Raw genomic sequence first — 25,464 nt, 5'->3', positions numbered from 1 at the left:
AAAAAGGGTCTACGAGGCGGTGTTGAAGAAGACGTTCTTGACTTCCGTGTAGGCCTCCAGCGCGTCGGGGCCGAGTTCGCGCCCGAGTCCGGACTGCTTGAAACCGCCGAACGGTGTCGTGATCCGCACCGAGGTGTACGAGTTCACCGCCAACGCACCCGCCGCGACGCCACGGGCCACCCGCATCGAACGTGCCGCATTCGATGTCCAGATTGAGCCGGCCAGACCGTAGATGGTGTCGTTGGCCCGGGCAACCGCTTCATCCTCGCTGTCGAAGGCGAGGACCGACACGACCGGTCCGAAGATTTCCTCACGCGCCGAACGATGATTGTCGGCGATGGGGTGCAGCACGGTGGGGGCAAACCAGAAGCCGGGGCCGGTCGGCGCCGATCCACGGAAGAGCACCGGTGCGTCGTCGACGTAGCTCTGGACGGTCGCCGCGTGTGCTGCCGAGATCAGTGGACCCATCTGGGTGTTCTCCGAAAGTGGGTCACCTACGACGATATTGGCGACGACCTTCTCCAGTTTCTCCAAGAACATGTCGAGGACAGAGCGTTCGACGAACACCCGCGACCTGGCGCAGCAATCCTGGCCCGAGTTCCCGAACACGGCACCCGTGAGGCCCTCGGCCGCCGCGTCCAGGTCGGCGTCGGCGAAGACGAGGGCCGCCGACTTGCCGCCCAGTTCCAGCGTGACGCGTTTGATCCCGTCGGCCGCGCGTCGCGCGATGTCCTGGCCGACGCTCGTCGATCCGGTGAACGCTATCTTCCCGACGCCGGGATGTTCGACCAGCCGGCTGCCGATCGTCCGTCCGGGGCCGACGACGACGTTGAACAGGTCGGCGGGCAGCCCGGCACCGACGGCGAGCTGTCCCAGCCGCAGCGAGGTCAAGGGCGTGAGCTCAGCGGGTTTGAGCACCACCGCGTTGCCGGCCGCCAACGCCGGCGCCACCTTCCAGGCGGCGATGGTCAGCGGATAGTTCCACGGGGTGATCAGTCCGACTACCCCGATGGGTTCGCGGAATGTCATGTCCACGCCCCCGGCCACCGGGATGGTGTGGCCGAGAAGGCGTTCCGGTGCGGCTGCGTAGTAGCGGAAGGTCGCCGCCACGCCGGCGATTGCACCGCGCGCATCGCTGATGGGCATGCCGACGTTGCGCGCTTCCAGCTGGGCGAGGGCTTCGCGGTTGTCGTCGACCGCTGCTGCGATGGACAGCAAGACCTCGGCACGGAACTGGGGTGGCTGGGCGGCCCATTGCCGCTGTGCGGTGGTGGCGCGGGCGACCACGTCATCCAATCCCGCGGGGGTGATCTGTTCGAGCGATTCGATGACCTGTTCGGTCGAGGGTTCGATGACGTCGATGACGGCCATGTCAGTGTTGTCCTCCGAGTGCGTGTGCGGCGCTGTTGACGAAATCGGTGAGAGCGTGCTGAAGTTCGGCGGCTTCCGGATGCCATTGCACGCCGAGCGCGTAACGTTGACCGGGCCACTCGATGGCTTCGGGCAGCTGGTCGGGTAGTGATCGGGCGGTGACCACCGCGCCGTTGCCGAGCCGGTCCACACCTTGATGGTGGTGGGAGTTGACGATCTGGACACCGCTGCCGCACAACATCGCCGCATGGGTGCCGTAGTCCACCTCGACTTCGTGGAAGGTTTCGTGGTCGAGCCGGCCGGGGCTGGGGCGGTGTTCAACGTAGCCTGCGTCGAGCAAATGCTGGTGCAGCGTCCCCCCGGCCGCCACGTTGAGAACCTGCATGCCACGGCATACTCCGAGTACCGGAATGTCTCGTCGCATTGCTTCCCGCGCCAGAACCAACTCGAACTCGTCGCGTAGCGGTTCGGTGGCTTCAGTACGGCCGTTGTCGGTGGCGCCGTACGATGCAGGCTCGACATCGACGCCGCCGATCAACAGCAATCCGTCGATGCGGTCGATGAGCAGTCCCGCACTCTCGACCACACGCGTGTCGGGTATCAATCCCACCGGGACTCCGCCTGCGGCATGAATTTTCGCGAGATAAGTGGCCGGCACGATGGCGGCCTGCTGATTCCAGAAGCCCCAGCTGGCCTTCTCGAACGCGGCGCAGACGCCGATCACGGGTGCGGTCATGTCGGATCAGCCGATCTCGGCCGCGAACTTCGCCTCTGCCTCGGTGAGGCAGCGGTCGACGATCTCGATGGCGCGCTCGGCCTCGCTGTGGGTCAGCACGAACGGCGGCGCGAGGTGCAAAACGTCCCACACCCGGGTGACCAGGCCCTCTTCCTGCGTGCGCAGGGCGAGCTGCTTGATGAACGGATGCGATGTTCCCCACGCCTCACGGGTTTCCTTGCTCTTGACGAAATCGATGGCGCACAAGAGGCCTTTACCGCCGCGGACATCACCGACGGTGGGATGGCTGCGCAATTCTTGGGCCAACTCGAAGAGGTAGGTGCCCATCTCGGCCGAGCGTTCGACCAAATTCTCGCGTTCGAGGATCTCGATGTTCTTCAACGCAGCGGCAGCTGCCACCGCGTGGCCGCCGAAGGTGATCAGGTGGCCCAGTGCGCGGCCATCGGGGCGGAAATCATCGAAGATCGACGACCGAACGGCCACGGCCGCCACCGGTGCGTAGCCACTCGAAAGACCTTTGGCCATGGTCATGATGTCGGGAACCACCCCGTAGTGCTCGGCGGCGAACACCTTGCCAGTCCGTCCCCAGCCGGTGATGACCTCGTCCATGATCAGAAGAACGCCGTACTTGTCGCAAATATCGCGCAGCATCTGCCAGTACACCGGGCTGGGCAGATGAGTGCCGTTGGCGACCGAGATCGGTTCGCCGATCACCGCCGCGACGTGTTCCGGGCCCTGGTTGAGGATCTCCTGCTCGACGTAGCGGGCGCACATGATGTCACCGGCTTCACCCTCAAGCCCGAAATCGTTGCGATAGTGGTTGGGGTTCGGCACCTTGCTCACGCCGGCCATGAACGGTCCGAAGTACTTCTCGCTCGCGCTGCCGGTGAGGCTGGCGGCGCCGAACGTGGTGCCGTGGTAAGAGCCCCGGCGAGCAATGATCTTGTAGCGCTTGCCAAATCCACGCATGACCTGGACCTGCTTGGCAATCTTCATTGCGCTCTCCACCGCCTCGGATCCGCCCGAGCACAGGAAGATCCGGTCGAGGTCGCCCGGGGTGAGGGAGGCGATCTTGGCGGCCAGCTTGATCGCCGCGGGGTTGGCGGCGTTGGACGCGGCGGTGTAGGCGATCTTGCCGGCCTGTTCGGCCATGGCCTCGCCGATCTCGGCGCGGCCGTGGCCTGCCGCGACCACGAACAGTCCGGCCAGGCCGTCGATGTATTCCTTGCCGTTCACGTCGATCAACGTCGAGCCGCGGCCTTCCACGAAGACCCGCAACCCACCCTCGATGAGTTCGTTCCATTCCAGGTCGTTGCTGTGCAACCACAGGTGGTCCAGCGCCTGCGCTTCCAACGCGTGCCGGTTCGGCAGAGAGGTCATGATCTGTTCCCTTTCTTTATGGTTTGTCTTCTCACCAGCCGCGTTGGGCTAGCCTGTGCGGGACCGGGATGTCGTCGACGTTGATGCCGACCATCGCCTCACCGAGGCCGCGGGAGACCTTGGCCAGCACATCGGGATCGTCGTAGAAGGTGGTGGCCTTCACGATCGCCGCCGCGCGGGCGGCCGGGTCACCGGACTTGAAGATGCCCGAGCCCACGAACACGCCCTCGGCGCCCAGCTGCATCATCATCGCCGCGTCCGCCGGCGTCGCGATGCCACCGGCGGTGAACATCGTGACCGGCAGCTTGCCGGCCCGGGCCACCTCGACCACCAGGTCATACGGGGCCTGTAGGTCCTTGGCCGCCACGAACAACTCGTCCTCGCTCAACGAGGTCAGCCGGCGGATCTCGGCGCCGATGGTCCGCATATGAGTGGTGGCATTGGAGACGTCCCCGGTACCGGCCTCCCCCTTGGACCGGATCATCGCCGCGCCCTCGGTGATCCGGCGCAGCGCCTCACCCAAGTTGGTGGCGCCACAGACGAACGGCACGGTGAAGCGCCACTTGTCGATGTGGTTGGCATAGTCGGCCGGAGTCAGCACCTCGGACTCGTCGATGTAGTCCACACCGAGGCTCTGCAGGATCTGCGCCTCGACGAAATGCCCGATCCGGGCCTTGGCCATCACCGGGATGGTGACCGCGTCGATGATGCCCTCGATCATGTCCGGATCGCTCATCCGCGACACCCCGCCCTGGGCGCGGATATCGGCGGGCACCCGCTCCAGGGCCATCACCGCCACCGCACCGGCGGCCTCGGCGATCCGGGCCTGCTCCGGGGTGACCACATCCATGATGACGCCGCCCTTGAGCATCTCGGCCATGCCGCGCTTCACCCGGGCGGTGCCAACGCCGGGCGAGGGCGTGACCGATGGTTGATTGGATTGCGACACGATCCATTGTCTACCGTGATGCATCGGGTTTCGTCAAGGCGTGAGCGGGTGTGAGGTTCGGTGCGGCCCGGGAAAACGCTCCGGCGCTGTCCCGTAATACACCGGTTACAAACGACTTTCGCGCATCGGCTAGCGGCCTCGCGGCCGACCGCATGCAATGGCGGAGCCTGGCCGGCCCATTCGGCATGTGGGTGTTGCCAAGGCTTCTGGCGTCTGATAAAAAGGCATTCACCGAACTCCATTTAAGGATGTCCGATGCCGATTCATACCGTCCTTGGTCCCATCGACCCTGCAGAGCTGGGTCAGACCAGCATGCACGAACACTTGCTGATCGACGGACGCGTCTGGTTCGAACCCGCGCGTGAACCCGTCCCCGAACCGGCCGCCGTCTCCCTCGAGAACCTGGGTTTCGTGCACTGGAACCTGGTCAGCCTCGAAGACAACTTGTTGATAGACGACGTCGACGTGGCTGTGCGCGAACTCGAATACTTCTCCGGCGTGCCGAACGCCGGGCTGGTGGACCTCACCAACATCGGCCTCGGCCGTCGGATCGAAGACCTGGCCGTGATATCCAAACGCAGTGGTGTGCATGTGATGAGCGGGTGCGGTTTCTACATCCACGATTCCCACCCCGACTACGTCGAGCAATGGAGCGTCGACCGGCTCGCCGAGCTATTGGTGGCGGAGCTGCAAGAAGGGATCGACGGGACCGCAATCAAGCCGGCGCTCATCGGGGAAATCGGCACCAGTTCACCGGTCACCGAACGGGAGAAGAAGGTGATCGCGGCGGCGGGTACGGCCGCGGTGGTGACCCAGGCCTCGGTGAGCATCCACCTTGAGCCACGCGGTGCGGAAGCACTGAACGTGCTGGATATTCTGGTTGCGCAGGGAATGTCACCCGACCGGGTGATCATGGGCCACCTCGACGAGCACCTCGACAAGGCCTACCACGCCGATGTCGCTCAGTCCGGTGTGGCGATGGCGTTCGACACGTTCGGTTCGGATTTTTATTTCAGCGGGCTGTTCAAGGACCCCACCGACCTCGAGCGGATCGACCACCTGCTGCCGCTGTTGCACGACGGCCACGCCGGACAGCTAGTGCTGGCCTGTGACGTCTGGACCAAGGCGAACCTCAAGAGCTACGGCGGTTTCGGCTACGAGCATCTGCATCGCCGAATCCTGCCGTTGCTGCGTGACCAACACGGGGTCGGCGACGACGTGGTCACGCAGATGATGGTCGAAAACCCACGCCGACTGCTCGATCGGCCTTGACTCCATGGATCTAGGGGAAGAACAGTTGTCCACAATGTATGCCGATGCGGCGCCCGTCGATGTCGTGAACGGGCTGCCACCGGATGCCCACTCGATAGCCCTGCTCTTCCCCGACATTCATGGAAATCTCCGGGGAAAGCTGGTCGATCCCAGGGTGATCGGGTCGGATCAGGCCCTCAGCGAGGGGGTCCCGAGCACCGATCTGCTGCTCGCCGTCGACCCGACCGACGAGCCGATCACGACATTGTCGAACATGGGGCTCAAGGGCGGTGCCAAGGATCTGCTGCTGCGGCCTGATCTCGCGACGCTGCGCCCAATGCCGTGGTTCCCGGCCGCTTACCTGCTCGTCGGTGATCTCCACGAAACGAGCGGAGCACCCTGCGCGGTGAGTCCACGTCAGGTGCTACGTCGAGCACTCGACGCGCTCGCCGGTCACGGCATCCGGATGAAGGCCGCCTTCGAATTCGAGTTCCGTCTGTTTCGTGAGGGCACATGGGAGCCGGCGATGTCGGGGCTCAGCTACAGCCCGATGACGCTGTCGCATGTCACCGACTTCATCGGCACCCTGCGGCGATACGCCGACGAACTACGTCTGGGTTTGTCGGTCGTGCACAGCGAGGGAGCGCCGGGGCTCATCGAGGTGAACGTCGATCCGCAAGACGGTCTGGCGGCCGCGGACACCGCGGCGCTGTTGCGGCTGGTCGCGGTCGAGGCCGCCCGCCGTCATGGCTTGACGGCAAACTTCATGGCCAAACCCATTGCCCACCAGGAGGGTTCGAGCGCCCACGTGCACTTCTCCATGTGGGACCAGTACGGGGAGAACGCTCTGCGCTCAGCGGCGGGCGATCCGGACGACGAGTTCTATCGACGGGTCGCCTGGGGCATGCTCACCCATCTGCCCGCCCTGAGCCTCATCTACAACCCGACGATCAACTCCTACAAGCGGTTGGTGCCTGGTTTCTTCGCCCCGGTCAGTGCGGCGTGCGGGCCCGACGACCGCTCATATGCCCTGCGGGCGCTGCTGAAGGGCTCGGCGGCCAGCCGATTCGAATTGCGCCGGCCGGGCGCCGACTGCAATCCCTACCTGACGTTGGCCGCGATAGCGGCTTCGGTGCACCTCGGCCTGAAGGAGCGCACCGTGCCCGACCGGAAATGGATCGACGGCCACGACGGAGCGTTGCCGACGAGCTTGGAGGGCGCGATCACCAAATTCCGGAGTCGTGACAGGGCTTTGGACGAGGTCCTGGGTGATGAGTTCTGTACGCACTACTTGCAGACCAGGGAATGGGAACTGCACGCCTGGCAGAACGCGGTCAGTGAGTGGGAACGGCAACGCTATGCCTGACCGCATATCTGACGGGACCGGTAGCGATGTGGCAGAACCGGCGCGTTACGACCAGGAGCTGAGCCGAAGCCTCGGGTTGTGGGGCAATGTGGCGTTGTGTGTCGCCGCCATCACGCCCGCGGTGGGGGTATTTGCCATCGCCCCCATTCTGCTCAACATGGCGGGCACCGGTGCAGTGTGGGCGCTGGTCATCGCCGGCCTCCTCGGGCTGTCGATGGCCGCCTGCTACGGCGAACTGGGCAGTGCGTATCCCATTGCCGGAGGCGATTATTCGGTGGTCATGCGGACCCTCGGAAAGTCGGCCGGATTCGTATCGCTGGTGTTCACCGGACCGGTTTGTGCATTCCTCATCCCCGCGGTGGTCGCCCTGACAATAGCCACCTACCTCAACGTCATCGTGCCACTGGACGCCCGCTGGGTGGGGGCCGTGGTGATCGCGATCGGGACTGTCATCGCGATCCTCGGTGTCCGGTTGAGTGCTCGCCTGGTCGGTCTGCTGCTCGCGGTCGAGCTCTTGGTCGTCGTGTTCGTGACGATCCTCGGCTTCGCCCAGACCCAGCATTCGCTGACGGAGGTGCTCACCCCCACCGTGTTCGGGTCCGACGGACCGCAGGCCCTGGCGGTTGGCACGCTGCTGGCCGCGGTCGCGGTAGCGGCGTTCACCTACAACGGCTTTCAAGGCGCCTTGCTGTTCTCGGAGGAGACCGCGGGCGGTGGCCGCAACATCGCTCGTTCGGTGTTCATCTCACTAGGCGTCGCAGTGTCGTTCGGCGTCATACCGGTGCTGGGCGGGTTGTTGGGAGCTCGATCGCTGTCGGAGTTCACGACGTCGGCCACGCCGTGGCAGCAGTTCCTCACCGAGACCGGCGGCGAGGCGTTCAATACCGTCGTCAGCCTCGGGATCGCATTGGCCGTGGTGAACGGCGTGATGGCCCTGACCCCTTACTTCGCCCGAGTGATCTACAGCTCCGGTCGCGATATGGTGTGGCCGGCCCCGGTCAGTAAGGCGCTGGCAAAGGTGCATCCCCGTTTCGAGACACCATGGGTCGCCACGCTCGTCATCGGGGCGGCCGGCATCATCCTGATACTGACGATGGATGTCGAGGCCATGGCGACCGTGATCGGCACGGTCATCGCATTGGAGATGATCCTGGTTGCGCTCTCGGCCATCGTCAGTCGGGTGCGCTTCCCCGACCTCGTGCGTCCGTACCGCATGCCGTTGTGGCCGGCGGCTCCGCTGGCGGCGATCGCGCTGTGCCTCGTGGTGCTGTTCGAACAGACCCGCCAGGACCAGATTACCGCGATCGTGATCGTGGCGACGTCACTGGCCTACTACGTCTGCTATGTGCGGCCCCGGTCATCGACGCATATGAAGATGCTCGACCCCGCGGAGTCGGACTGAGGAGCCAGTTGGTCATGTCGAGCAACATCGACTGGTTAGCATTGTCCGATGACCAGGAAACCGGGCCGGTCGAGAGAATGAGTGCCCTGATCAGCGGGATATCGTCGGGGACCGTCGCACTGCCGCCCTCCCACGTCGATATCAACCGCTATGTGGCCGACCTGGTTCGTCGCGAGATCCGGCTGGGCCTGCTGCCGCCAGGTTCGGCGTTGCCCTCCGAACGCGAATTCGCCGACATGCTGGGGGTCGGCCGCACGCCGGTTCAGTTGGCGTTCAGGCAGTTACAGGCCGAAGGCCTGATCGAGCGGCGCCGCGGCCGCAACGGTGGCGCGTTCGTTCGCGGTGCGGGGGAGGACGAGTCCCGCTTCCGTGATGTCATCGTGGAAGCTATCGAGAACCGTGATGAGATCCGCCTCGCCATGGAGTATCGGTGCCTGGTGGAACCTGCGGTGTCCCGGCTGGCCAGTGAGCGACGCACCGCCACCGAACTCAACGACCTCGAGGCCGCGCATGCGTTGTTGCAAGAGGCCTCCGACGATGCCTCGTTCATGCGCAGTGACGCCGTCTTCCATCTGACCCTCGCGCACATCACCGCGAATCCGTTCCTGATCCGCGGCATCGAGGAGACCCGGCAGTGTTGTCACCCGGCACTGGCATTGCTGCCCGAAGGCGGGACCTTCCACGAAGCCACCATCGCCGAGCATCAGGAGGTCTTGGCGGCGGTACGGGCCCGTAAGCCCGACGAGGCCGAGCGGGCGATGAGCGCTCACGTTCAGCGCAGCATGTGGAGCGTGCAGAAGTTGCTGGCCACGCTCAAAGACCGCCACGTCACATCGCCTGCGGGGTGAGGATGTGGTCTGCGTGTCACTCGCCGGAGTAACCGGCGAAGTAGTCGGCGAGCATGCGGCGTGCTTCGGCGATGGTGGCGGGGTCGCCGTCCGGGTCATCGGTGAAGGCCAACTGGAACAGGCGCTCCACCGCGTGCATGGCGACCCGGCACTGCAGCTCGGTGAGCGAGTCGAACAGTGGTGCGTGCCTGCGGAATTCGGTCAGCACAACATTCGCAAAGTCATTGATGGCCAGGTGGTCGAGCTGTCGGACTCGATGCGTCAGATTCTGGCGGACCCACAGTTCGCGGATCAACGGGATTCGGTGCTCGGCCGTGTAGAAGTCGATCACCGTGTTGACGATCTCGATCCATCGGTCACCGCGCCGCGAGTGCAGTGCCTCCGCGAAGGCGACCGCCGATTGCTGGATGCGCTGATATGAGAGTTCGTCGAGCACCCGCTCGGGTGTTTCGAAGAAGGCGTAGAACGACCCCCGGCTGACACCCGATTTGTCGAGCAGCAGGTTCGGTGACCCGACGACCGCTTCGTAACCGACCTCTTCGACCAGCGCGGCCGCCGTGTCGAGGATGCGCTGGATCATGGCGCGGGACCGTTCCTGAAGCGGTCGCTTGCGCAGACCGCCGGCGAGTTCGTGATGCCAGGCGGTGCTGACCGTCGGACTCACGGACTGTGTCACCAATACCCCCTTGGTTCGACGCCCACCGTTCCAGCAGGTGCAGGCAACGTGAGTGTAACCGTGTCGCGATCCCAGTCGGGTTTTGGGTCGGCTCGGAAGCGGCCGGCTCGGTTTCCTGGACGTAACCGCCTCGTAAATGGCGCTTTCGCCTATGGACATGCGGAGTCGCCGCAACTATATTTTCAAATACGCGACTCCAGTCGCGTCTCTAGTCTAAGTTCAGAGTCGATGCCTCATTCGGCCACTCTTTCGAGGTGAACCAATGTACGACGCCACCCTCGTCGCGGCACCCAAAAATGCAGGTGAATCCGTTGGCAAGACTCCCGGCGCGCCAGTCTCCGATGGCGTGACGGGCGGCTCGCTGCCGACGATCGCCATCGTCGGCAGCGGTCCGTCCGGCTGCTACGCGGGACAATTTCTGGCCAAGAGATGGCCGGGGGCCGACATCACGATCTTCGAAGCGCTGCCGGCGCCCTACGGCCTCATCCGCTACGGGGTCGCGGCCGACCACCAAGGCGCGAAAGGCGTGATACGGCAGTTCGACCGGATGTTCACGACGGGCGGCGTGCGGTTCGTCGGCAACGTGTCGGTGGGCCGGGATATCGGCTTCGACGAGTTGGCTGCCGGCTTCGACATCGTCGTGCTGGCCACCGGCCTGCCCGAAGACCGGTCGTTGGACATCCCGCAAGAACCGGGCAGCCGCGTGATCGGCGCTGGAGCACTTCTGCGGACGCTCAACGGTTTCCCCGCCCGACGCCTGCCGTGCGACGAGACGGGCGCTCACACGCCGCTGGGGCAGAGCATTGCGGTCGTCGGCATGGGCAATGTCGCCGTCGATGTGGTGCGCCTGCTGTCCAAGGGCGCCGACGGGTTCATCGGATCCGATATCGACGACGACATACTGGGACAGCTGCGCCCGACGGCACCGATGACAATCGACGTCATCGGCCGGTCAGTGGCAGCCGAGGCCAAATGCGACGCGGCGATGCTGCGGGAAGTGGTCTCGCTGGACAACGTCGAGATCGAGGTCACCGGCCTGACGGACAGCGACCAGGGGCCGATCGCAGACCTGTTGCGCCCGCACGCATCACGGGTCGATGTGGCCGGCGCGGTGAGTACTGGATCGACGCTGCGGCGCACCAGGGTAAGCCTGCACTTCGGCGTGACTCCTGAGGCGATCGAGCGCGGTGACGGCCACACTCTGCTCAGGGCCCGACGCGGCCACGGCGAGCGGATGGACTTTGCCGTCGACTCCGTCATCACCGCCGTCGGATTCACCTGCGGGGGTACCGACGATCGGTCGTGCCCGTCGCCGGCCTGGACCGGTCCGCAAGTCTACCGCGTGGGATGGCTGCGTCGCGGCCCGAAAGGGACGATTCCGGAGAACCGCAAGGATGCGCAGCAGGTTGTCGACGCGATCGTCAGCGACGTGTCTTCCGGCCGACTAGCCTTGGGCAGAGCAGGGTTTGAGGCCATCGGGCCGCAGCTGGGCAGCCAGGTCGTCACCTTCGCCGGCTGGCAGCGCATCGAGCTGCACGAGCGGCAGTCGGCGCACCCGGACCGCTGCCGTCGCAAGATCGTCGACGTCGACACCATGCTCGCGATCGCGACTTCCGGCGAGAAGCTCACCAGCGCAACGTAAATCAAGTCAATTCACAGACATTCAGCAGAAAGGCTGGCACGTGGACACAGTGACGATCCTCTACGGTACGGAATCGGGCAACTCCGAAATGGTCGCCGAAGACATCTGTACCGCCCTGGAGCGCAACGGCATCAAGAGCGAGGTCTTCGACATGGAGCACTACGATGTCGCCGATCTCGGCGCGCAGAAGCTGGTCATCGTCGTATCCTCGACCTACGGCGAAGGCGAGCTGCCTCAAACGGCGTTGCCCTTCTTCGATGCGCTCAACGAGGTCCGCCCCGACCTCTCATCGACACGGTTCGCCGCGTTCGGATTGGGCGACAGCACCTACGAGACCTACAACCGCGGCATCGCGCGGTTGGCCGCCGCATTCACCGATCTCGGTGCCACCCAGATGGGGGAGACCGGGCACCACGATGCCGACAGCGGACTCGATGCTTCCGAGGTCGCTGTTTCCTGGGTCGACGACCTCTTCACCGCTGCAACCATCTAGAACCACCGCCCACCGCCCACCGCCCACCGCCCACACCAACCCAAGGACCCCACATGTCATCAGACGCCGCCGAGGCCAACCCGCGAGCCACAACCCTACAACCCGGATCCGACACCGAACTGTCCGGCCGCATGGGAGTCAGCTCCCTCATGCTTACGGTCCTGGCGTTCTCGGCACCGATTGCTGCCGTCGCCGGGTTCATCCCGTTCTGCATCCAATTCGGTGGTCCGGGAGCAAGTTTGATCTTCGCTGTTGCGACGGTCAGCCTCCTGCTGTTCGCCGTCGGCTATGTCACCATGACAAAACACCTTCCCAGACCAGGCTCCTTCTATGCATTCATCAGCGCCGGCCTGGGCAAGGTGACCGGCCTGGGCTCTGCCTTCCTTGCGGTCGTCTCCTATCTGCTCATGCTCGGTGGTTGCTTTCCCTTCATCGGCATGACCCTGACCGAGCTGATCACCAGCATGGGCGGACCGGAGACACCGTGGTGGTTGTGGACGATCATCGCCTGGGCACTAGTCAGTGTCCTCTGTTACTTCCACATCGAGGTCTCGGCGAAAATCCTCAGTGTCGCCATGGTTTTGGAGGTCGCCATCGTCGTGATCTTCAATGTCGCTGTTCTTCTGCACGGTGGCGGCCCGGATGGGTTCACTGCCGCGCCGTTCAACCCCGCCTCCTTGTCGCAGGGCGACATCGGCGTCGGGCTGCTGTTCGCCATCATGATATTCCTCGGCTTCGAGGCCACCGCTGTATTCCGCGATGAAGTACGCGACCCGGGCACAACCATTCCGCGTGCCACCTACGGCGCCGTCGCGTTCGTCGGTGTCCTCTACACCGTGTCCTGCTACCTGCTTACCACCGCATACGGATCAAACGCAGTGCAGGCCGCCACCGACGATCCGAAGATGATGTTCCCCAGCGCTATCGGCCATCTCGCGGCGGGGTTCTTCACACAACTGACTTTCATGATGATCATCACGTCCGAGTTGGCTGCGGCCATCTCCGTGCACAACGTGGCATCACGCTACTTCTACAACCTCGGGCATGACAAAGCGCTGCCGTCGTTCTTCGCCAAAGTCCACCCGCGACATCACTCGCCGGCCCGTGCCTCGGTCGCCGTCGCGATTGTCGTGGCCGCGCTTCTCATCCCCTTGAGTATCGCAAACCCCGAAGGTGAAGGGCTCGATGCACAGTTGTTCGGCCTCGGCACCGTCGGCATCCTCACCCTGATGGCGCTCGTCAGCTTCGCCGTGATCGTGTGGTTCAGCCGCAGGGGAATTCCCGCCGACGCCAACATCTTCAAGTGCTACATCGCCCCCGCGCTGGCCATCCTCACTCTGGGCGCCACTGTGATCCTCAGCGTGCTGCACTTCGACCTCGTCGTCGGCGGTGAACCCGGCCAGAATCTCGGGCTGCTCATCGTGCTCGCCGCCTCATTGGTGATCGGAGCCGGTGTGGCGTTGTACTTCCGGTCCGCAAGACCGCATATCTTCGCCCGCCTTGGCCGGGCGGACACCGGTCAGCCCGAATCAGCCGATGCCGTCACGCCGACTCGTATGTGACGAACCGGCGCCCACCCGAGATCAGAAAGGAAAACGTCCATGACCACCAGCCACACAATCGCAGTGTCAACGGATCCCGGTTGCCCGGCAACCCGCGACTACCTTCCCTGGAAGGATGCCAAGCTTCGCGAGGATCCGTATCCGTTCTATGCGCGCGCCCTCGCCGAGGCACCGATCACCATCGACGATGACGGCACCTTCGTGCTGACCCGCTATGAGGACCTGATGCACTACGGCCGACTGCCGTCGGTTGTCATCGGGCCTGAGTGGGAGAAGGCCGGCGGCTGGAAAATCCTCGAACACATGGCGCTGGGCAAGGACGAGCCCGAGCACACCCGACTGCGCCGGCTGACCAGCAAGTGGCTGACGCCCAAACAGGTCAAACACTGGATTACCATCACCGCGGCCGTCACCGACGAAATCCTCGACCGCGTCGGCGACGACGGGCTCATCGACGGTTTCGACATCGCAGTGGAAGCCACCCACCGCACCGTATGCCGGCTGCTGGAGGTGCCTGACGATCAGATCGACGAAGTTCGCACACAAATGCGCAAAGCCATGCCCGTTCTCAGTGCCGTCCCCACTCCCGAGGACTTCCAAGCATGCGAGGAAGCGCACGTCTATCTGCGGAGCCGAGCGGCCGAACTCATCGAGATGAAGCGCGACCAGCCTGGCACGGGCCTTCTCGACCACCTACTCGCACTCGAGGATAGCGGTGAGATGACTGCGGCCGAAGTGCATGCAACCACCTTGTTCTTCTACTTCGTCGGTCATATGGATGCCAGCTACCTGATCTGCTCGGGACTGCACATGTTTACCCGACGGCCCGACATCTTCGAGGTGTTCCGGCACCGGCCCGAGGTGCGAGAAGCCATCGTCACCGAACTGGTGCGTTTCGACGCTCCCGAACCTGTCGTCACGCGCACCACGACTGAGCCCCTGGTCATCCGCGGCGTTACGGTACCGGCCGGGAGCACGCTGCGGCTCATGCTGGGAGCGGCGAACCATGATCCGGAGGTCTTCGACAATCCCGACGACTTCGACTACAACCGGCCACCCGAGCAGACGCGAAACTTGACCTTCAGCCTCGGGACTCACGCCTGCCAGGGGCGCCTGCTCGCCGAAGCTGAGGTCCGCGTGATCTGGGAGCGGATCGCCGCACGGTACTCACGCATCGAACTCGCGGCGCCACCCGTCATCAAGAACACCGACGCCTCGCGCCACTATCACTCACTGCCGCTTCGGCTCATCCCGTAATCGGCCGCACGCGCTCGATGCGGCGCCTGGCAGAACCCCAGCTCCCCGGATAGCAACAGAGTAAGACAATGAAAGGATACGCATGACTACAAGCACTTCCACCTCGACTGCGGTAATTTCAGATGCACGCGCAATCGAATTGGAGGATTGGGGCCCCCTGCCGGAGGCGACCGCCGAACCCATGGCCACCGCCGGCAAGAAACTCTGGACCGGTGACGGTGTCCTCGAAGTGGGACTGTGGAAATGCGCGCCTGGCCCCTCTCGCTGGGTGTTCGAGACCAACGAGTCCATCACCGTGTTGGAGGGTCGGATGACAGTCAGCGAAGAAGGTGGTCAGACTTATGACATCAACGCCGGCGACAGCGCGGTCTTCGCCAAGGGCTGGACGGGCACCTGGGATATCCACGAGACGATCCTGAAGGTATACACCGTCTTTTGAGGCTAGCTATGCTGCGGCGGGTCAGGCGTTCTGCGCCTGACCCGCCGTGGTCGTTGACGCGCCACCAATGAACCGCCGGCGTACACGGCCGCGCGGCCCGGTAACAATCTCATAGTGAATGGTGTCGAGCGTCTCGGCCCAATCCTGCGCACGGGATTCGCCATGCCGACCGTTGCCGAACAACACAGCGACATCGCCTTCCCGCACACCGCTGTGCTGACCCACGTCGACGACGACCTGATCCATGCAGATGCGACCAACGCTCGGGTACCGCTTGTGGCCAATCAGGACGCTGAACTTCCCGCTCAGGGCCCTGGGTAGCCCATCGGCATAGCCAATCGGGAGAAGCGCAATCGTGGTGTCGTGCAATGCCGTCCACATGTGACCGTAGGACACCCCCTCGCCGGCCGCGATGTCCTTGACCAACACCACGCGCGCCTGCAACGTCATCGCCGGAACCAACTGCGCGGCGGTGGCCACCGGGCTGAGTCCATAAAGCGCGATGCCCGCGCGCACCATCTGAAAGTGGAGATCCGGCCGGGTGAGTGCCGCGGCGGAATTGGCGATATGGGTGACTTCAGGAGTGATGCCATGGGCCGAAGCCGTCTCGAGGGCGTTCAGAAAGCGGCTCCGCTGGGTTTCGGTGATCGAACAATTCGGATCATCGGCGCAGGCCAGATGGGAGAAGATGCCCCGAACCCGAATGAGGCCGGCATCTTTCACACAGCGGATCCTGGTCAGGAGTGCACGATAGTCTCTGGGGCAGAAACCATTTCGGTTGAGGCCGGTGTCGACCTTGATCGAGATCGTTGCTGGCCTTCCCGCCGACCTGGCGGCCGCACAGACGGCATCGAGATGGCGCTCCGAGGTCACCGCGATCTCACAATCTCGGGCGATGGCCGCAGCGAAGTCATCGCCGGGTCCGCTCAGCCAGAACATGATTGGTGCTTCGATCCCGCTGTCCCGGAGTTCCAGCGCTTCGCTCAAGGTGGCGACGCCGATCTCTCGTGCACCCGCGGCGACGGCGGTGGCGGCGATACGCGTGGCCCCGTGGTTGTATCCATCCGCCTTGACCACGGCCATCACCGCGGCATCACCGGCCACCCGGCACAGAGTGCGGACGTTGCGGTCTATCGCATCCAGATCGATGACCATTTCGGCGTTCGCCTGTCCGATAGGGACGGATTCCATTGGGGTGTAGGCCTTCCAGCATTCAGAACGCGGCCGGGCCTGGTGAACCTCCGCCGCAATATGTTACAAATGGAGTTGAAAAAACTCCATTTGGATAGGTTAGCGCACTGCCTGTGTCGCTGCCACGGTATGGCCGGGCCGAACAACTCCTCGACTTTCAACGCCGGTCCCCGGTCTTGCACCGTCAGCGCCGAACGCCCATGTGAAAGAAACGGACATGCACCCGATCACGGCTGCTCGGTCGGCTCTCGCAAACGACTGGCGAGAGTCGGCACGCTGTCGCGGCACTGACCCCAACCTGTTTTTTCATCCCGACAACGAGCGGTCGACGGCACGGAGGGAGCGGTTCGAACGAGCGAAGAAGATCTGCGACGGCTGCACGGTCAAATGGCGGTGCGCCGAGTTCGCCATCGAAAGCGGTGAGGACTACGGCACGTGGGGCGGGATGTCCGAGGATGACCGTGCAGTGCTACTCGCGATGCGCGAAGGCGGATTGCGGTGAGCTGAAATGTCACTCGCTCAACAGGACTGGCCGGACGCAAGTACCCACACCGCGGCGAAAAGCGTACTGATCCAGCAGAGCATTGGGCGGCCGGAGAGGTGGACAGCGGACTCGAACTGCGCGGCCCGACGTACGGGCTACCCGGGGATACCGTGTCCGTCCGGTGCGCCAGGCAGCGACTCAGCGTCTGAACTTGATCCGTCGCAGGGCACTCTCCAGATTTGTACAACCGTACGGTCATGGGATCCGCCATCGAAAGTGGAATTCGGCGTCCGCCATCTTGGCCGGATATTCGGACAGCGCGCGCCTGCGGTGTGTATCGACGCTGGCAGAGTTCACCGTCCGATTTGACGTTCCCGAGCGGATGCCGCGCTGGTCGCTCTCCGAGCGCTCGTATCAGTCATGAGGGAATTCGATGCCGTCTCACAACCTGCGTCAAACACTGCACGGCTGCAATGACTTCGAACAACGGATGCACGACGACCTACGGCGCGATATGTGGCGGGAATCCGAAGGCCTAGAACCTGATTCCGCGCGTCGCTGACATGTTGCTGACAGAAACTCAAGGGCACCGGGTCGACCTTGGCCCAGCGGGCCCGCATCGTGGGTCCGGGATTGGGGTAGACCGCCCGGTGGTGGCAGGCCGATTCGATCAATAGTCGCCGGACGCGGGCGTTGCCTGCTTTGGTGATCGAACCCTGCACGCATGAGGTCCCCGAGGAATCCTTGGTGGGCGACACTCGTACCGTTGAAACTCACCGGAGGCCTCCTGATCTGCAACTGTGGCTCTACCGATGCGAGTGTTCACCCGCTATCGCCAACCCACGTCCGATTGCGGCCCGAGGCCTTCGGCCTCGCGTCAGCCTCCATGCCGTCTAGACATCGCCGAGCACAGTTCGTAGCCTGTCCCGGGACATCGACAGCCGGGGCCAGGCCGCACCATGACCGAAGGATCGTGACAAATCCGCATGACCGGGATTCGCGACCGCTTTCGACGGAGGATGTGCGGCGCCGGATCGGCGCTCCTGGTGACGGCCGCGGCGATGGGCGCCGCGCATGCCGAACCCGCGGACGACGCGTTGGCCAAGCTCGACGAGCTTTCTGCGCAGGCGGTGCGCAGCCGGGAGGCCGTCACCACGGCTCAGCGCGACGCCGACGCTGCCCACGCTCGACAGGCCGTAGCTGAGGACCGCCAGCGCGCCGACCTGACGGCATTGGAGGCAGCGGACACCCAGTTGGCACCGCACCAGAGGGCCGTCGATCGCCTCGCCGCGATGACCTACATGGGCGGTGGTCACAGCCAAATGACCGCAGCCCTCACGGCGTCATCGCCGCAACGTCTCATCGACGGGCTCTCGCTGCAACACACGATGGAAGCCACGGCCACCGACCAGCTGAGGGCTTACCGCGAAACGCGCGAGCGTGCCGCTGCCGCTGCCTTGGCCTCGGAGCGCTCGGCCGCAGACGCGCGCGTCTCGGCGGAGCGAGCTGCCGCAGTACGCGCGGACCTGCAAACCGCACTGCAGGATCTGCTGCGCCGTATCGCCGCAGCGGAAGCACAGTACGCCCTGTTGACTCCGCAGCAGCAAGCGGTGATCGAGAGCGCTGTTGCACCGCCACTGCCGCCGGAAACGCCGCCTGCGCAGGATCCCGCGATCGTCGCGATGCCAAACCTGCCGGCGGGCGACCTAGCTCCGCCGCCCCAGATTGCGATCACAGACGATCCCGCCGCACTGCCCGTGGGTGTCGCGAATGAGATTGGCCTACAACCCAATACTGTCCTTGCTGCCCGAATGATCAGCGCGCAATTCCCCCAGATCGCGACCATCGACGGAGTACGGCCGGACTCGAAGCCGTGGCATCCGCGCGGTCTCGCGATCGACATCATGATTCCCCACCCCGAGAGCCCGGAAGGTATCGCGCTCGGCGACCAGATCCGCGCGTTCGCGCTGGCCAACGGGCCCTCGTTCGGGTTACAGGACGTGATCTGGCGGGGTGTCTATTCCACGCCGGCCGGGCCTCAGGCGACGGGATACGGTCACTTCGACCACGTACACATCACCACGACACCGCGCGGCTGAACGATCGTCGGACCGAGCCCCAGCACATATGTCGGAGGGTGCGCGCATGCTGGCGGCATCCACAACGAAAGGGGGCCACGATGTGCTGGAAATGCGACAACCCGGACGGCACCGCGGAGGAGTACCTGGACCACCTGCGCGCGATGATTCAGGACCACGGGTGGGCTGTTCAATACGTCGAGAGTGACAAGCGACCGTTGGCGTACACGGTCGGGCTGCACAGCCGCAATCTTCCAGAACTGTTGATGACCGGGCTGTCCGCCAACGTCTCCTGTCGAGTGCTCAACTCGATCGCGCACATGATGGTCGACGACGGCGTCGAGCTTGCGCCGGCAATGCACATCGATTACGAAGATCGGTTTCTCATCGAGGTGGCTCAGGTGGAGCACCCGGATGTCCATATGAGATTCGCGGTCGAGCTCTTTGGTCGCAATTTCCCTGCCTTGCAATTGGTATGGGCTGACGAACGGGGACGTTTCCCGTGGGCCCCGGGGTGGGGCCATGGACGTCGTCGGCAACCCGTCCTGGGACGACGTGCCAACTGGCCGAACTCAGCCGCCTGAACCACGGCTCACGACAACGATGCCGACCAGCGCTGAATAGGGGCGGCTCTTGGTTGGGCCGTGACAGGATGCTTCAGCGTGACACGTCCCAACTTTCTGGTCATCGTGGCCGACGACCTCGGGTTCTCCGACATCGGCGCCTTCGGCGGCGAAATCAACACCCCGAACCTGGACCGCCTGGCCCACGCGGGCATCAGGTTCACCGATTTCCATTCCGCGCCGGCCTGCTCGCCGACGCGGGCGATGCTGCTGACCGGAACCGATCACCACGTCGCCGGAATCGGGACCATGCTCGAGATGGCCGCGCCGGATTTCCAGGGCGCTCCCGGCTACGAGGGGTATCTGAACGACCGCGTGGTGGCGCTGCCGGAACTGCTGCGCGACGCCGGTTACCAGACGCTGATGGCTGGCAAGTGGCATCTGGGCGACACGATCGAAAAGTCGCCATGGGCGCGCGGATTCGACCGCTCCTTCGCCCTACTACCGGCCGGCGCCAGCCACTACGGCACCCGCGGTGGCGGCGGGCACTCTTCCGTGCCCACGATCTTCACCGAAGACGATCAGTTCGTCACGGTCGGCGAGGACTTCTATTCATCGGATGCGTACACCGACACGCTGCTCCTGTATCTCCGCGAACGCCCCCAGGACACTGAGCGCCAACCCTTCTTCGCCTATCTGCCCTTCCAGGCGCCCCACTGGCCGCTGCACGCGCCGCAGGAGACCATCGCCAACTACCACGGCCGCTACGACGCCGGACCCGACGCACTGCGCGAGGAGCGGCTGGCGGCGCTCACCCGGCTGGGCTTGTGCCCACCCGACGTCGAGCCGCACCCGGTGGTCGCCGACGGCGCCCCCGAATGGGCGGACATGACCGACGAGGAGTGCGCCGTTTCCGCCCGCAAGATGGAGGTCTACGCCGCCATGGTGGACAGGATGGACTGGAACATCGGCCGGGTGATCGACTACCTCGACAGCACCGGCGAGCTCGACAACACGGTCGTCGTCTTTCTGTCGGACAACGGTGCGGAGGGGACGATCGTCGAGGCCATGCCGCTGCGCGGCCCAGAAATCGAAGCATTCGTCGCCAAGCATTGTGACAACAGCGTGGACAACCTTGGCGGTCCCACCTCCTACGCCTGGTACGGCCCGCGCTGGGCCCAGGCCGCCACCGCGCCGTCGCGGCTGCACAAGGCCTTCACCACCGAGGGAGGAATCCGGGTGGTGGGCTTTGTCACCTGGCCGGGCTTTGCTCGGCAGGGGGAGATCGGCACCGCGTTCACCACCGTCATGGACATCGCCCCGACCGTGCTGGAGCTCGCCGGTGCCGCGCACCCCGGCACCGCGTACCGGGGCAGGGAGGTCGAGCCGATGCGCGGCCGATCGATGGTGGCCTACCTGTCCGGACAGACGGATACGGTGCATGATGCCGACACTGGCACCGGGTGGGAGTTGTTCGGGCGCCGCGCGATTCGCCAGGGGGACTGGAAGGCGCTGCATCTGCCCGCACCGTACGGTCCGGGCACCTGGGAGCTCTATGACCTCTCGCGCGATCCTGGCGAGGTCCACGACCTGGCCGCTGCCCGGCCCGACAAACTGGCCGACTTGATCGAGCTGTGGGATCGCTACGTCGAGGAGAACGGCGTGATCCTCGGGCCTGTGTCGCTCTTCGATATCGACTTTGAGGTGCACTGACGGAGCAGAAAGGTCGGCTGGGTGATCACCTGCCCTGGAGCTCTTGAGCGCCAGCGCTATTCGGAGGTAGCCGGACCTCATCGGAGCACGGATAGATCCAGGCGGCACCCCTGAGGCGGGCGCGGCTACGCCTGTCCCAAACTCGGGCGGTAATCAGCGGCCTCCGCCTCGGCCGCAAGCAATGCACCCAGTTCGCCCTCCTGCTGGGCAACGAACACACCGACCACCTGCCGGCATACCTCCGGCACGCTCACCCCACGCATATCCGCAATCCGTTTCAGCCCGAGCAGCATTGACGTAGAGACGTGAAACTGCACAGCGAACTGACCGCATGAACCGTCCTCAGGCGGCAACCCCGGACCCACCACCACGGGTTCATCCACCTCGTACTCGCTCACCTGAGCACCCCGAGCATGCTCAACAGCCCCACCGCTAGCGCCGCCACCAACGCCGTCGGCCGGGGCCCGGAACTCCTCATGACTGAACAAACCCATCCCGCCCACGCTAGACCTCCCAGGATTCCCGCGCGAGATCGAGACGCCAGCTGGCGTTGTCGGCGATGGTGCTCGGCGCGGAGATCGGCAGCGTCTCGGCGACATTTCCGGCAGCCGGCGGCGATGATGGAGGTAACGGGTATCACCAGTAGTCGTCACGCCCGTACACGCGCCCCGCCCCGGTGGGGAGATCATCCCAGTCTGCGTGGCCCGCGCGGGCGCGTTGGATCTGGTGGCGCAGTAATGCCCGTTCTGCGCGCCGTTCATTTCGGCTCCATGAGCTCGGTTTGGAACCGATCCGAAATCCGTCGAGACGGTACGACGGATCGGCCTTCATGCAGCGGCAGTTCCAGCCGCAGTGTCGCCACGTAGGCGGAAGGTGGCAGCCGCAGGGGCAGCGCGCTTCATGCCAGCGAGGGAAGTCTCTGGCGCTGGGATGATCCTTGTCTGTGTGGGCCATCGGTAGCCCTCCTTCCATGTCAGCTACGACATGGGAACCACCTCCTCGAGATTTGCGAGAGCCGGCCAGGATAACGCGATCGCTGGTGCGTTGTCAGCTGTCTGACGTGGATGCCGTAAGCCTCAGGTCTGTGCTGACAGTCACCCTGTAACACCACCGCACACCCCGCCGACTAACCCCTTAGTAGCGCTAACGTCAAATAGGGGGACTTGCGGTGATGCGGAGCCGGATCGCGGTGCTGGTATTGGTGTTCGCGGCGCTGTGGGGTCCGCTCGCCCCGGCCGCACACGCGGCACCCGGCCCGGTGGGCAAGGACTTCTCCAAACCCGCGATCGTCATCCTCGGCTACGGTCTGCGGCCCGACGGCAGCATGCGCCCTGTCCTGCAGCGCCGCGTACTCGCCGGGCTGGCGGTGGCCCAGTTCTTCCCGCAATCACCGGTCATCGTCACCGGCGGCAACCCGAAGAACGGCAGGACCGAGGCCGGTGAGATGCGAAACATGCTGATGCTGCTCGGTTTCCCGGCTAACCGGATCGTCGTCGAGGACCGCGCCAACAGCACGGTGCAGAACGCGAGATTCTCCGTGCCGATGGCCAAGGAGGCCGGCACGTCGGGCATCATCCTGGTGACCTCGTCAACCCACCAGGACCGGGCCGACGGCAACTTCGCCGACGCGGGCGGTAACGTGCTGGCGACGGTCAGCTTCCCGGACGGGTCGCCGGGCACCAACATCGTGCAATTCGTCCGCGACGTGATGAGTCCGTTCGTCCCGATCGGCTGATCACACGGTGACCGACGCGCCGCGGGCCAGCTCGACCACCCGATCGGCCAGCCCCCGGCGTTGCATCGTCCCCAGGAAGTCTCGCAGCGGCGAGGCGAAGACGCCGTAATCGTCGAAGTGCACCGGAATGACCCGCGGCAGATCCAGAAGGTCCACCAGACCCGCACCCTGTTGCCCGTCCATGGTGACGGTGAGGCCGAACGGCGCATGCCGCCCGAACGGCAGGCGGGTGCCACCGAGATGCAGCACCCCGGCGTCGATATCGGGGAACCGGCGGGGGATCTCGTCGAGCTCCTCGACCAGCAGGGTGTCCCCGGAGACGTACACGCGCCGCGCCGGACCACCGGCCCCCGCGAACTCGATCATCGACCCCATCACCGGCGGCAGGAACCTGTCCACCGGGGTGGGAGCGTGCCGGCCCGGTAGGGCCGTCACGGTGACGCTCGCATCACCGCGGGTATTGCGCTGACACTGCCAGGTCCGCAGGCCGACCGCCGCGCCGAAACCACGGCGGCGCAGCCGTTTTGCCGCGTGCGGCGTCGTCCACACCGGCAGCGACCGGTCGAGCCGGGACTGCGTGACGCGGTCCCAGTGGTCGCCGTGCATATGGGACAGCACCACGGCGTCCAACGGCGGCAGCGCGTCGATGTCCAGGGCAGGATCGTGCAGGCGCTTGGAGACCAGGCCGTAGCCGAGATAGGCGTGCTGCCCGCGATGCAGGAAGTTCGGGTCGGTCAGCACGGTCAAGCCGCGGCTGCTGATCAGCGTGGTGGCGTTCCCGATGAAGGTGACCGTGATGTCCATGGCTGCGGGCTACCCCGCCGACGCCCGATCATGCCTGAATCGAGCTCGAATCGGGCCCAAACCGGTTCCCGAACCGCCCGCGCTAGGGAAGGGTTGGGTCCATGCGCGAATACCTCAGCTTCTATATCGACGGTCAGTGGGTCGCCCCGGTGCATCCCGCCACGATCGATGTCGACGACCCGCGAACCGAGCACATATCGGGCCGCATCGCCAACGGCTCGGCCGACGACGTCGACGTCGCGGTGCGGGCCGCGCGGCGTGCCTTCGGGTCCTGGTCGCAGACCGGCAAGGAGGACCGGTTGGCGGTGCTGGGCGCGATCCTCGCCGAATACCGGAACCGGGCCGGCGACCTGGCCGACGCGGTGAGCGAAGAGATGGGCGCCCCACCTGGACTGGCGGCCGGGCCGCAGGTCAACCTCGGCCTGGGACATCTGGCCACGGCGATCGACGTGCTCACCGGATTCGAGTTCGACGAGCAACGCGGCTCCACCCTGCTGATCAAGGAACCCGTCGGCGTCTGCGGACTGATCACCCCGTGGAACTGGCCGCTCAACCAGATCGCCGTCAAGGTCTTCCCGGCCCTGGCCACCGGTTGCACCATGGTGCTCAAGCCCTCGGAGGTGGCGCCGTACTCCGCCCAGATCTTCGCCGAGATCCTCGATGCCGCGGGCGTACCGGCCGGCGTCTTCAACATGGTGTTCGGCGACGGACAGGGTGTGGGTGCGGCGATCGCCGGCCACCCCGACATCGACATGGTGTCCTTCACCGGGTCGACCCGCGCCGGCATCGAGGTCGCCCGCAACGCCGCGCCCACCGTGAAGCGGGTCAGCCAGGAACTCGGCGGCAAGAGCCCCAACATCGTGCTGGACGACGCCGAGTTCGCCAAGGGGGTCGCGGCCGGGGTCAAGGTGATGATGCTGAACAGCGGGCAGAGCTGTAATGCGCCGTCGCGCATGCTCGTTCCGAACGCGCGGATGGACGAGGCCATCGCGATCGCGCGGCAGGTCGCCTCCAGTGTCGCCGTCGGTGATCCCGACGACAAGTCTGCCATCGGGCCGGTCGCGTCCAGGGCCCAGTACGACAAGATCCAGGGCCTGATCAACAAGGGCATCGACGAGGGCGCGACGCTGGTGGCCGGCGGCCCGGGCCGCCCCGACGGGCTCGATGCCGGCTATTTCGTCAAACCGACCGTGTTCGCCGACGTCACCAATGACATGGTGATCGCGCGGGAGGAGATCTTCGGCCCGGTGCTGTGCATCCTCGGCTACGACGACCTGGACCAGGCGGTCCAGATCGCCAACGACACCGATTATGGTCTGGCGGGCTATGTTTCGGCCGCCGACCTGGATGCGGCCCGCGCGGTCGCCCGCCGGATCCGGGCCGGTTCGGTGGCCATCAACCACGCGTTCGACATCGCCGCGCCATTCGGCGGGTACAAACGCAGCGGCAACGGCCGGGAATGGGGCGACGCGGGCTTCGACGAGTATCTGGAGGTCAAGGCGGCGGTCGGCTACGCGCCGTAGC

At 65.0% G+C, this 25,464-nt stretch carries 24 protein-coding genes; 15 read left to right on the top strand and 9 right to left on the bottom strand.

The window, feature by feature from the left end; genetic code table 11:
• Window positions 1–9 precede the first annotated feature (9 nt).
• From BN977_RS01840 to pdxS, 4 genes are read right to left on the bottom strand one after another with little or no spacing between them, the layout of a single operon-like run.
• Window positions 10–1,371 (bottom strand): aldehyde dehydrogenase family protein, encoded by a 1,362-nt coding sequence (locus BN977_RS01840; protein WP_036396016.1) that lies wholly within the window; start codon window positions 1,369–1,371, stop codon window positions 10–12.
• A 1-nt stretch (window position 1,372) separates the two neighbouring features.
• On the bottom strand, window positions 1,373–2,107 hold the full coding sequence (locus BN977_RS01835; RefSeq protein WP_036396014.1) for a gamma-glutamyl-gamma-aminobutyrate hydrolase family protein: 735 nt from the start codon (window positions 2,105–2,107) through the stop codon (window positions 1,373–1,375).
• 6 nt (window positions 2,108–2,113) lie between these two features.
• On the bottom strand, window positions 2,114–3,487 hold the full coding sequence (locus BN977_RS01830; RefSeq protein WP_036396012.1) for an aminotransferase family protein: 1,374 nt from the start codon (window positions 3,485–3,487) through the stop codon (window positions 2,114–2,116).
• Between the two features lie 31 nt (window positions 3,488–3,518).
• Window positions 3,519–4,436, bottom strand: coding sequence for a pyridoxal 5'-phosphate synthase lyase subunit PdxS (gene pdxS / locus BN977_RS01825; RefSeq protein WP_036398227.1), 918 nt, complete (start codon window positions 4,434–4,436; stop codon window positions 3,519–3,521).
• 255 nt (window positions 4,437–4,691) lie between these two features.
• On the opposite strand from pdxS, the gene BN977_RS01820 reads away from it, so the two are divergent.
• The 4 genes from BN977_RS01820 to BN977_RS31270 are packed head-to-tail and all read left to right on the top strand — an operon-like array spanning window position 4,692 to window position 9,303.
• Window positions 4,692–5,708 carry a phosphotriesterase family protein gene (locus tag BN977_RS01820; protein WP_084172373.1) on the top strand — a complete coding sequence of 339 codons (1,017 nt, stop codon included), beginning with the start codon at window positions 4,692–4,694 and terminating at the stop codon, window positions 5,706–5,708.
• A gap of 34 nt (window positions 5,709–5,742) precedes the next feature.
• The gene (locus BN977_RS01815; RefSeq protein ID WP_036396008.1) at window positions 5,743–7,053 is read left to right on the top strand and encodes a glutamine synthetase family protein; all 1,311 of its coding nucleotides are present in this window, start codon (window positions 5,743–5,745) and stop codon (window positions 7,051–7,053) included.
• Between the two features lie 28 nt (window positions 7,054–7,081).
• The gene (locus BN977_RS01810; RefSeq protein WP_036396006.1) at window positions 7,082–8,455 is read left to right on the top strand and encodes an APC family permease; all 1,374 of its coding nucleotides are present in this window, start codon (window positions 7,082–7,084) and stop codon (window positions 8,453–8,455) included.
• Window positions 8,456–8,469: 14 nt separating this feature from the next.
• Complete coding sequence (locus BN977_RS31270; protein WP_051560956.1) at window positions 8,470–9,303, top strand: FadR/GntR family transcriptional regulator; 834 nt, start codon at window positions 8,470–8,472, stop codon at window positions 9,301–9,303.
• A gap of 16 nt (window positions 9,304–9,319) precedes the next feature.
• Here the strand turns inward: BN977_RS31270 and BN977_RS01800 are convergent, their stop codons facing one another.
• Window positions 9,320–9,979 carry a TetR/AcrR family transcriptional regulator gene (locus BN977_RS01800; protein ID WP_234709487.1) on the bottom strand — a complete coding sequence of 220 codons (660 nt, stop codon included), beginning with the start codon at window positions 9,977–9,979 and terminating at the stop codon, window positions 9,320–9,322.
• Between the two features lie 262 nt (window positions 9,980–10,241).
• Between BN977_RS01800 and BN977_RS01795 the strand changes: the two genes are divergently transcribed.
• The 5 genes from BN977_RS01795 (at window position 10,242) to BN977_RS01775 (ending at window position 15,372) form a co-directional block, all read left to right on the top strand.
• A complete protein-coding gene (locus BN977_RS01795; RefSeq protein WP_051560955.1) occupies window positions 10,242–11,621 on the top strand; it encodes an FAD-dependent oxidoreductase in 1,380 nt (459 codons plus the stop codon).
• Window positions 11,622–11,661: 40 nt separating this feature from the next.
• The gene (locus BN977_RS01790; RefSeq protein ID WP_036395998.1) at window positions 11,662–12,114 is read left to right on the top strand and encodes a flavodoxin domain-containing protein; all 453 of its coding nucleotides are present in this window, start codon (window positions 11,662–11,664) and stop codon (window positions 12,112–12,114) included.
• A 53-nt stretch (window positions 12,115–12,167) separates the two neighbouring features.
• The gene (locus BN977_RS01785) at window positions 12,168–13,676 is read left to right on the top strand and encodes an APC family permease (RefSeq protein WP_036395995.1); all 1,509 of its coding nucleotides are present in this window, start codon (window positions 12,168–12,170) and stop codon (window positions 13,674–13,676) included.
• 39 nt (window positions 13,677–13,715) lie between these two features.
• Window positions 13,716–14,933 carry a cytochrome P450 gene (locus BN977_RS01780; protein WP_036395992.1) on the top strand — a complete coding sequence of 406 codons (1,218 nt, stop codon included), beginning with the start codon at window positions 13,716–13,718 and terminating at the stop codon, window positions 14,931–14,933.
• A gap of 82 nt (window positions 14,934–15,015) precedes the next feature.
• On the top strand, window positions 15,016–15,372 hold the full coding sequence (locus BN977_RS01775) for a cupin domain-containing protein (protein WP_024455581.1): 357 nt from the start codon (window positions 15,016–15,018) through the stop codon (window positions 15,370–15,372).
• 21 nt (window positions 15,373–15,393) lie between these two features.
• Here the strand turns inward: BN977_RS01775 and alr are convergent, their stop codons facing one another.
• The gene (alr, locus tag BN977_RS01770; protein WP_051560954.1) at window positions 15,394–16,563 is read right to left on the bottom strand and encodes an alanine racemase; all 1,170 of its coding nucleotides are present in this window, start codon (window positions 16,561–16,563) and stop codon (window positions 15,394–15,396) included.
• 217 nt (window positions 16,564–16,780) lie between these two features.
• On the opposite strand from alr, the gene BN977_RS01765 reads away from it, so the two are divergent.
• A complete protein-coding gene (locus BN977_RS01765) occupies window positions 16,781–17,065 on the top strand; it encodes a WhiB family transcriptional regulator (RefSeq protein ID WP_051560953.1) in 285 nt (94 codons plus the stop codon).
• Between the two features lie 335 nt (window positions 17,066–17,400).
• Here BN977_RS01765 and BN977_RS33190 read toward each other — a convergent pair whose 3' ends face one another.
• Entirely contained in the window at window positions 17,401–17,805 is a 405-nt protein-coding gene (locus BN977_RS33190; protein WP_268817634.1) for a transposase, read from the bottom strand.
• 228 nt (window positions 17,806–18,033) lie between these two features.
• On the opposite strand from BN977_RS33190, the gene BN977_RS01760 reads away from it, so the two are divergent.
• From BN977_RS01760 to BN977_RS01750, 3 genes are all read left to right on the top strand, one after another.
• The gene (locus BN977_RS01760; RefSeq protein WP_036395989.1) at window positions 18,034–19,146 is read left to right on the top strand and encodes a coiled-coil domain-containing protein; all 1,113 of its coding nucleotides are present in this window, start codon (window positions 18,034–18,036) and stop codon (window positions 19,144–19,146) included.
• Between the two features lie 80 nt (window positions 19,147–19,226).
• A complete protein-coding gene (locus BN977_RS01755; protein ID WP_036395988.1) occupies window positions 19,227–19,709 on the top strand; it encodes a DUF4262 domain-containing protein in 483 nt (160 codons plus the stop codon).
• 78 nt (window positions 19,710–19,787) lie between these two features.
• A complete protein-coding gene (locus BN977_RS01750) occupies window positions 19,788–21,401 on the top strand; it encodes an arylsulfatase (RefSeq protein ID WP_036395986.1) in 1,614 nt (537 codons plus the stop codon).
• 125 nt (window positions 21,402–21,526) lie between these two features.
• Here BN977_RS01750 and BN977_RS01745 read toward each other — a convergent pair whose 3' ends face one another.
• The gene (locus tag BN977_RS01745) at window positions 21,527–21,799 is read right to left on the bottom strand and encodes a hypothetical protein (protein ID WP_227456369.1); all 273 of its coding nucleotides are present in this window, start codon (window positions 21,797–21,799) and stop codon (window positions 21,527–21,529) included.
• Window positions 21,800–22,572: 773 nt separating this feature from the next.
• Between BN977_RS01745 and BN977_RS01740 the strand changes: the two genes are divergently transcribed.
• Entirely contained in the window at window positions 22,573–23,136 is a 564-nt protein-coding gene (locus BN977_RS01740; RefSeq protein WP_024454994.1) for a YdcF family protein, read from the top strand.
• On the opposite strand, the gene BN977_RS01735 is transcribed toward BN977_RS01740, so the two are convergent.
• Window positions 23,137–23,940 (bottom strand): MBL fold metallo-hydrolase, encoded by an 804-nt coding sequence (locus BN977_RS01735; protein ID WP_036395984.1) that lies wholly within the window; start codon window positions 23,938–23,940, stop codon window positions 23,137–23,139.
• A gap of 101 nt (window positions 23,941–24,041) precedes the next feature.
• Between BN977_RS01735 and BN977_RS01730 the strand changes: the two genes are divergently transcribed.
• Window positions 24,042–25,463 carry an aldehyde dehydrogenase family protein gene (locus tag BN977_RS01730; RefSeq protein ID WP_024454996.1) on the top strand — a complete coding sequence of 474 codons (1,422 nt, stop codon included), beginning with the start codon at window positions 24,042–24,044 and terminating at the stop codon, window positions 25,461–25,463.
• Window position 25,464: the final 1 nt, after the last annotated feature.

It is taken from the genome of Mycolicibacterium cosmeticum, from assembly GCF_000613185.1.
GTDB lineage: Bacteria > Actinomycetota > Actinomycetes > Mycobacteriales > Mycobacteriaceae > Mycobacterium > Mycobacterium cosmeticum.
This window is presented reverse-complemented; position numbering and strand designations above follow the sequence as displayed.

Bases quoted from the DNA above. Each gene is read 5' to 3' on its own strand.
- BN977_RS01840 (WP_036396016.1), bottom strand. From the start codon at position 1,371: ATGGCCGTCATCGACGTCATCGAACCCTCGACCGAACAGGTCATCGAA.
- BN977_RS01760 (WP_036395989.1), top strand. From the start codon at position 18,034: ATGACCGGGATTCGCGACCGCTTTCGACGGAGGATGTGCGGCGCCGGA.
- BN977_RS01765 (WP_051560953.1), top strand. From the start codon at position 16,781: ATGCACCCGATCACGGCTGCTCGGTCGGCTCTCGCAAACGACTGGCGA.
- BN977_RS01795 (WP_051560955.1), top strand. From the start codon at position 10,242: ATGTACGACGCCACCCTCGTCGCGGCACCCAAAAATGCAGGTGAATCC.
- BN977_RS01730 (WP_024454996.1), top strand. From the start codon at position 24,042: ATGCGCGAATACCTCAGCTTCTATATCGACGGTCAGTGGGTCGCCCCG.
- BN977_RS31270 (WP_051560956.1), top strand. From the start codon at position 8,470: ATGTCGAGCAACATCGACTGGTTAGCATTGTCCGATGACCAGGAAACC.
- BN977_RS01785 (WP_036395995.1), top strand. From the start codon at position 12,168: ATGTCATCAGACGCCGCCGAGGCCAACCCGCGAGCCACAACCCTACAA.
- BN977_RS01835 (WP_036396014.1), bottom strand. From the start codon at position 2,107: ATGACCGCACCCGTGATCGGCGTCTGCGCCGCGTTCGAGAAGGCCAGC.
- BN977_RS01820 (WP_084172373.1), top strand. From the start codon at position 4,692: ATGCCGATTCATACCGTCCTTGGTCCCATCGACCCTGCAGAGCTGGGT.
- BN977_RS01780 (WP_036395992.1), top strand. From the start codon at position 13,716: ATGACCACCAGCCACACAATCGCAGTGTCAACGGATCCCGGTTGCCCG.
- BN977_RS01755 (WP_036395988.1), top strand. From the start codon at position 19,227: ATGTGCTGGAAATGCGACAACCCGGACGGCACCGCGGAGGAGTACCTG.
- BN977_RS01735 (WP_036395984.1), bottom strand. From the start codon at position 23,940: ATGGACATCACGGTCACCTTCATCGGGAACGCCACCACGCTGATCAGC.
- BN977_RS01775 (WP_024455581.1), top strand. From the start codon at position 15,016: ATGACTACAAGCACTTCCACCTCGACTGCGGTAATTTCAGATGCACGC.
- BN977_RS01740 (WP_024454994.1), top strand. From the start codon at position 22,573: ATGCGGAGCCGGATCGCGGTGCTGGTATTGGTGTTCGCGGCGCTGTGG.
- alr (WP_051560954.1), bottom strand. From the start codon at position 16,563: ATGGAATCCGTCCCTATCGGACAGGCGAACGCCGAAATGGTCATCGAT.
- BN977_RS01830 (WP_036396012.1), bottom strand. From the start codon at position 3,487: ATGACCTCTCTGCCGAACCGGCACGCGTTGGAAGCGCAGGCGCTGGAC.
- BN977_RS01815 (WP_036396008.1), top strand. From the start codon at position 5,743: ATGTATGCCGATGCGGCGCCCGTCGATGTCGTGAACGGGCTGCCACCG.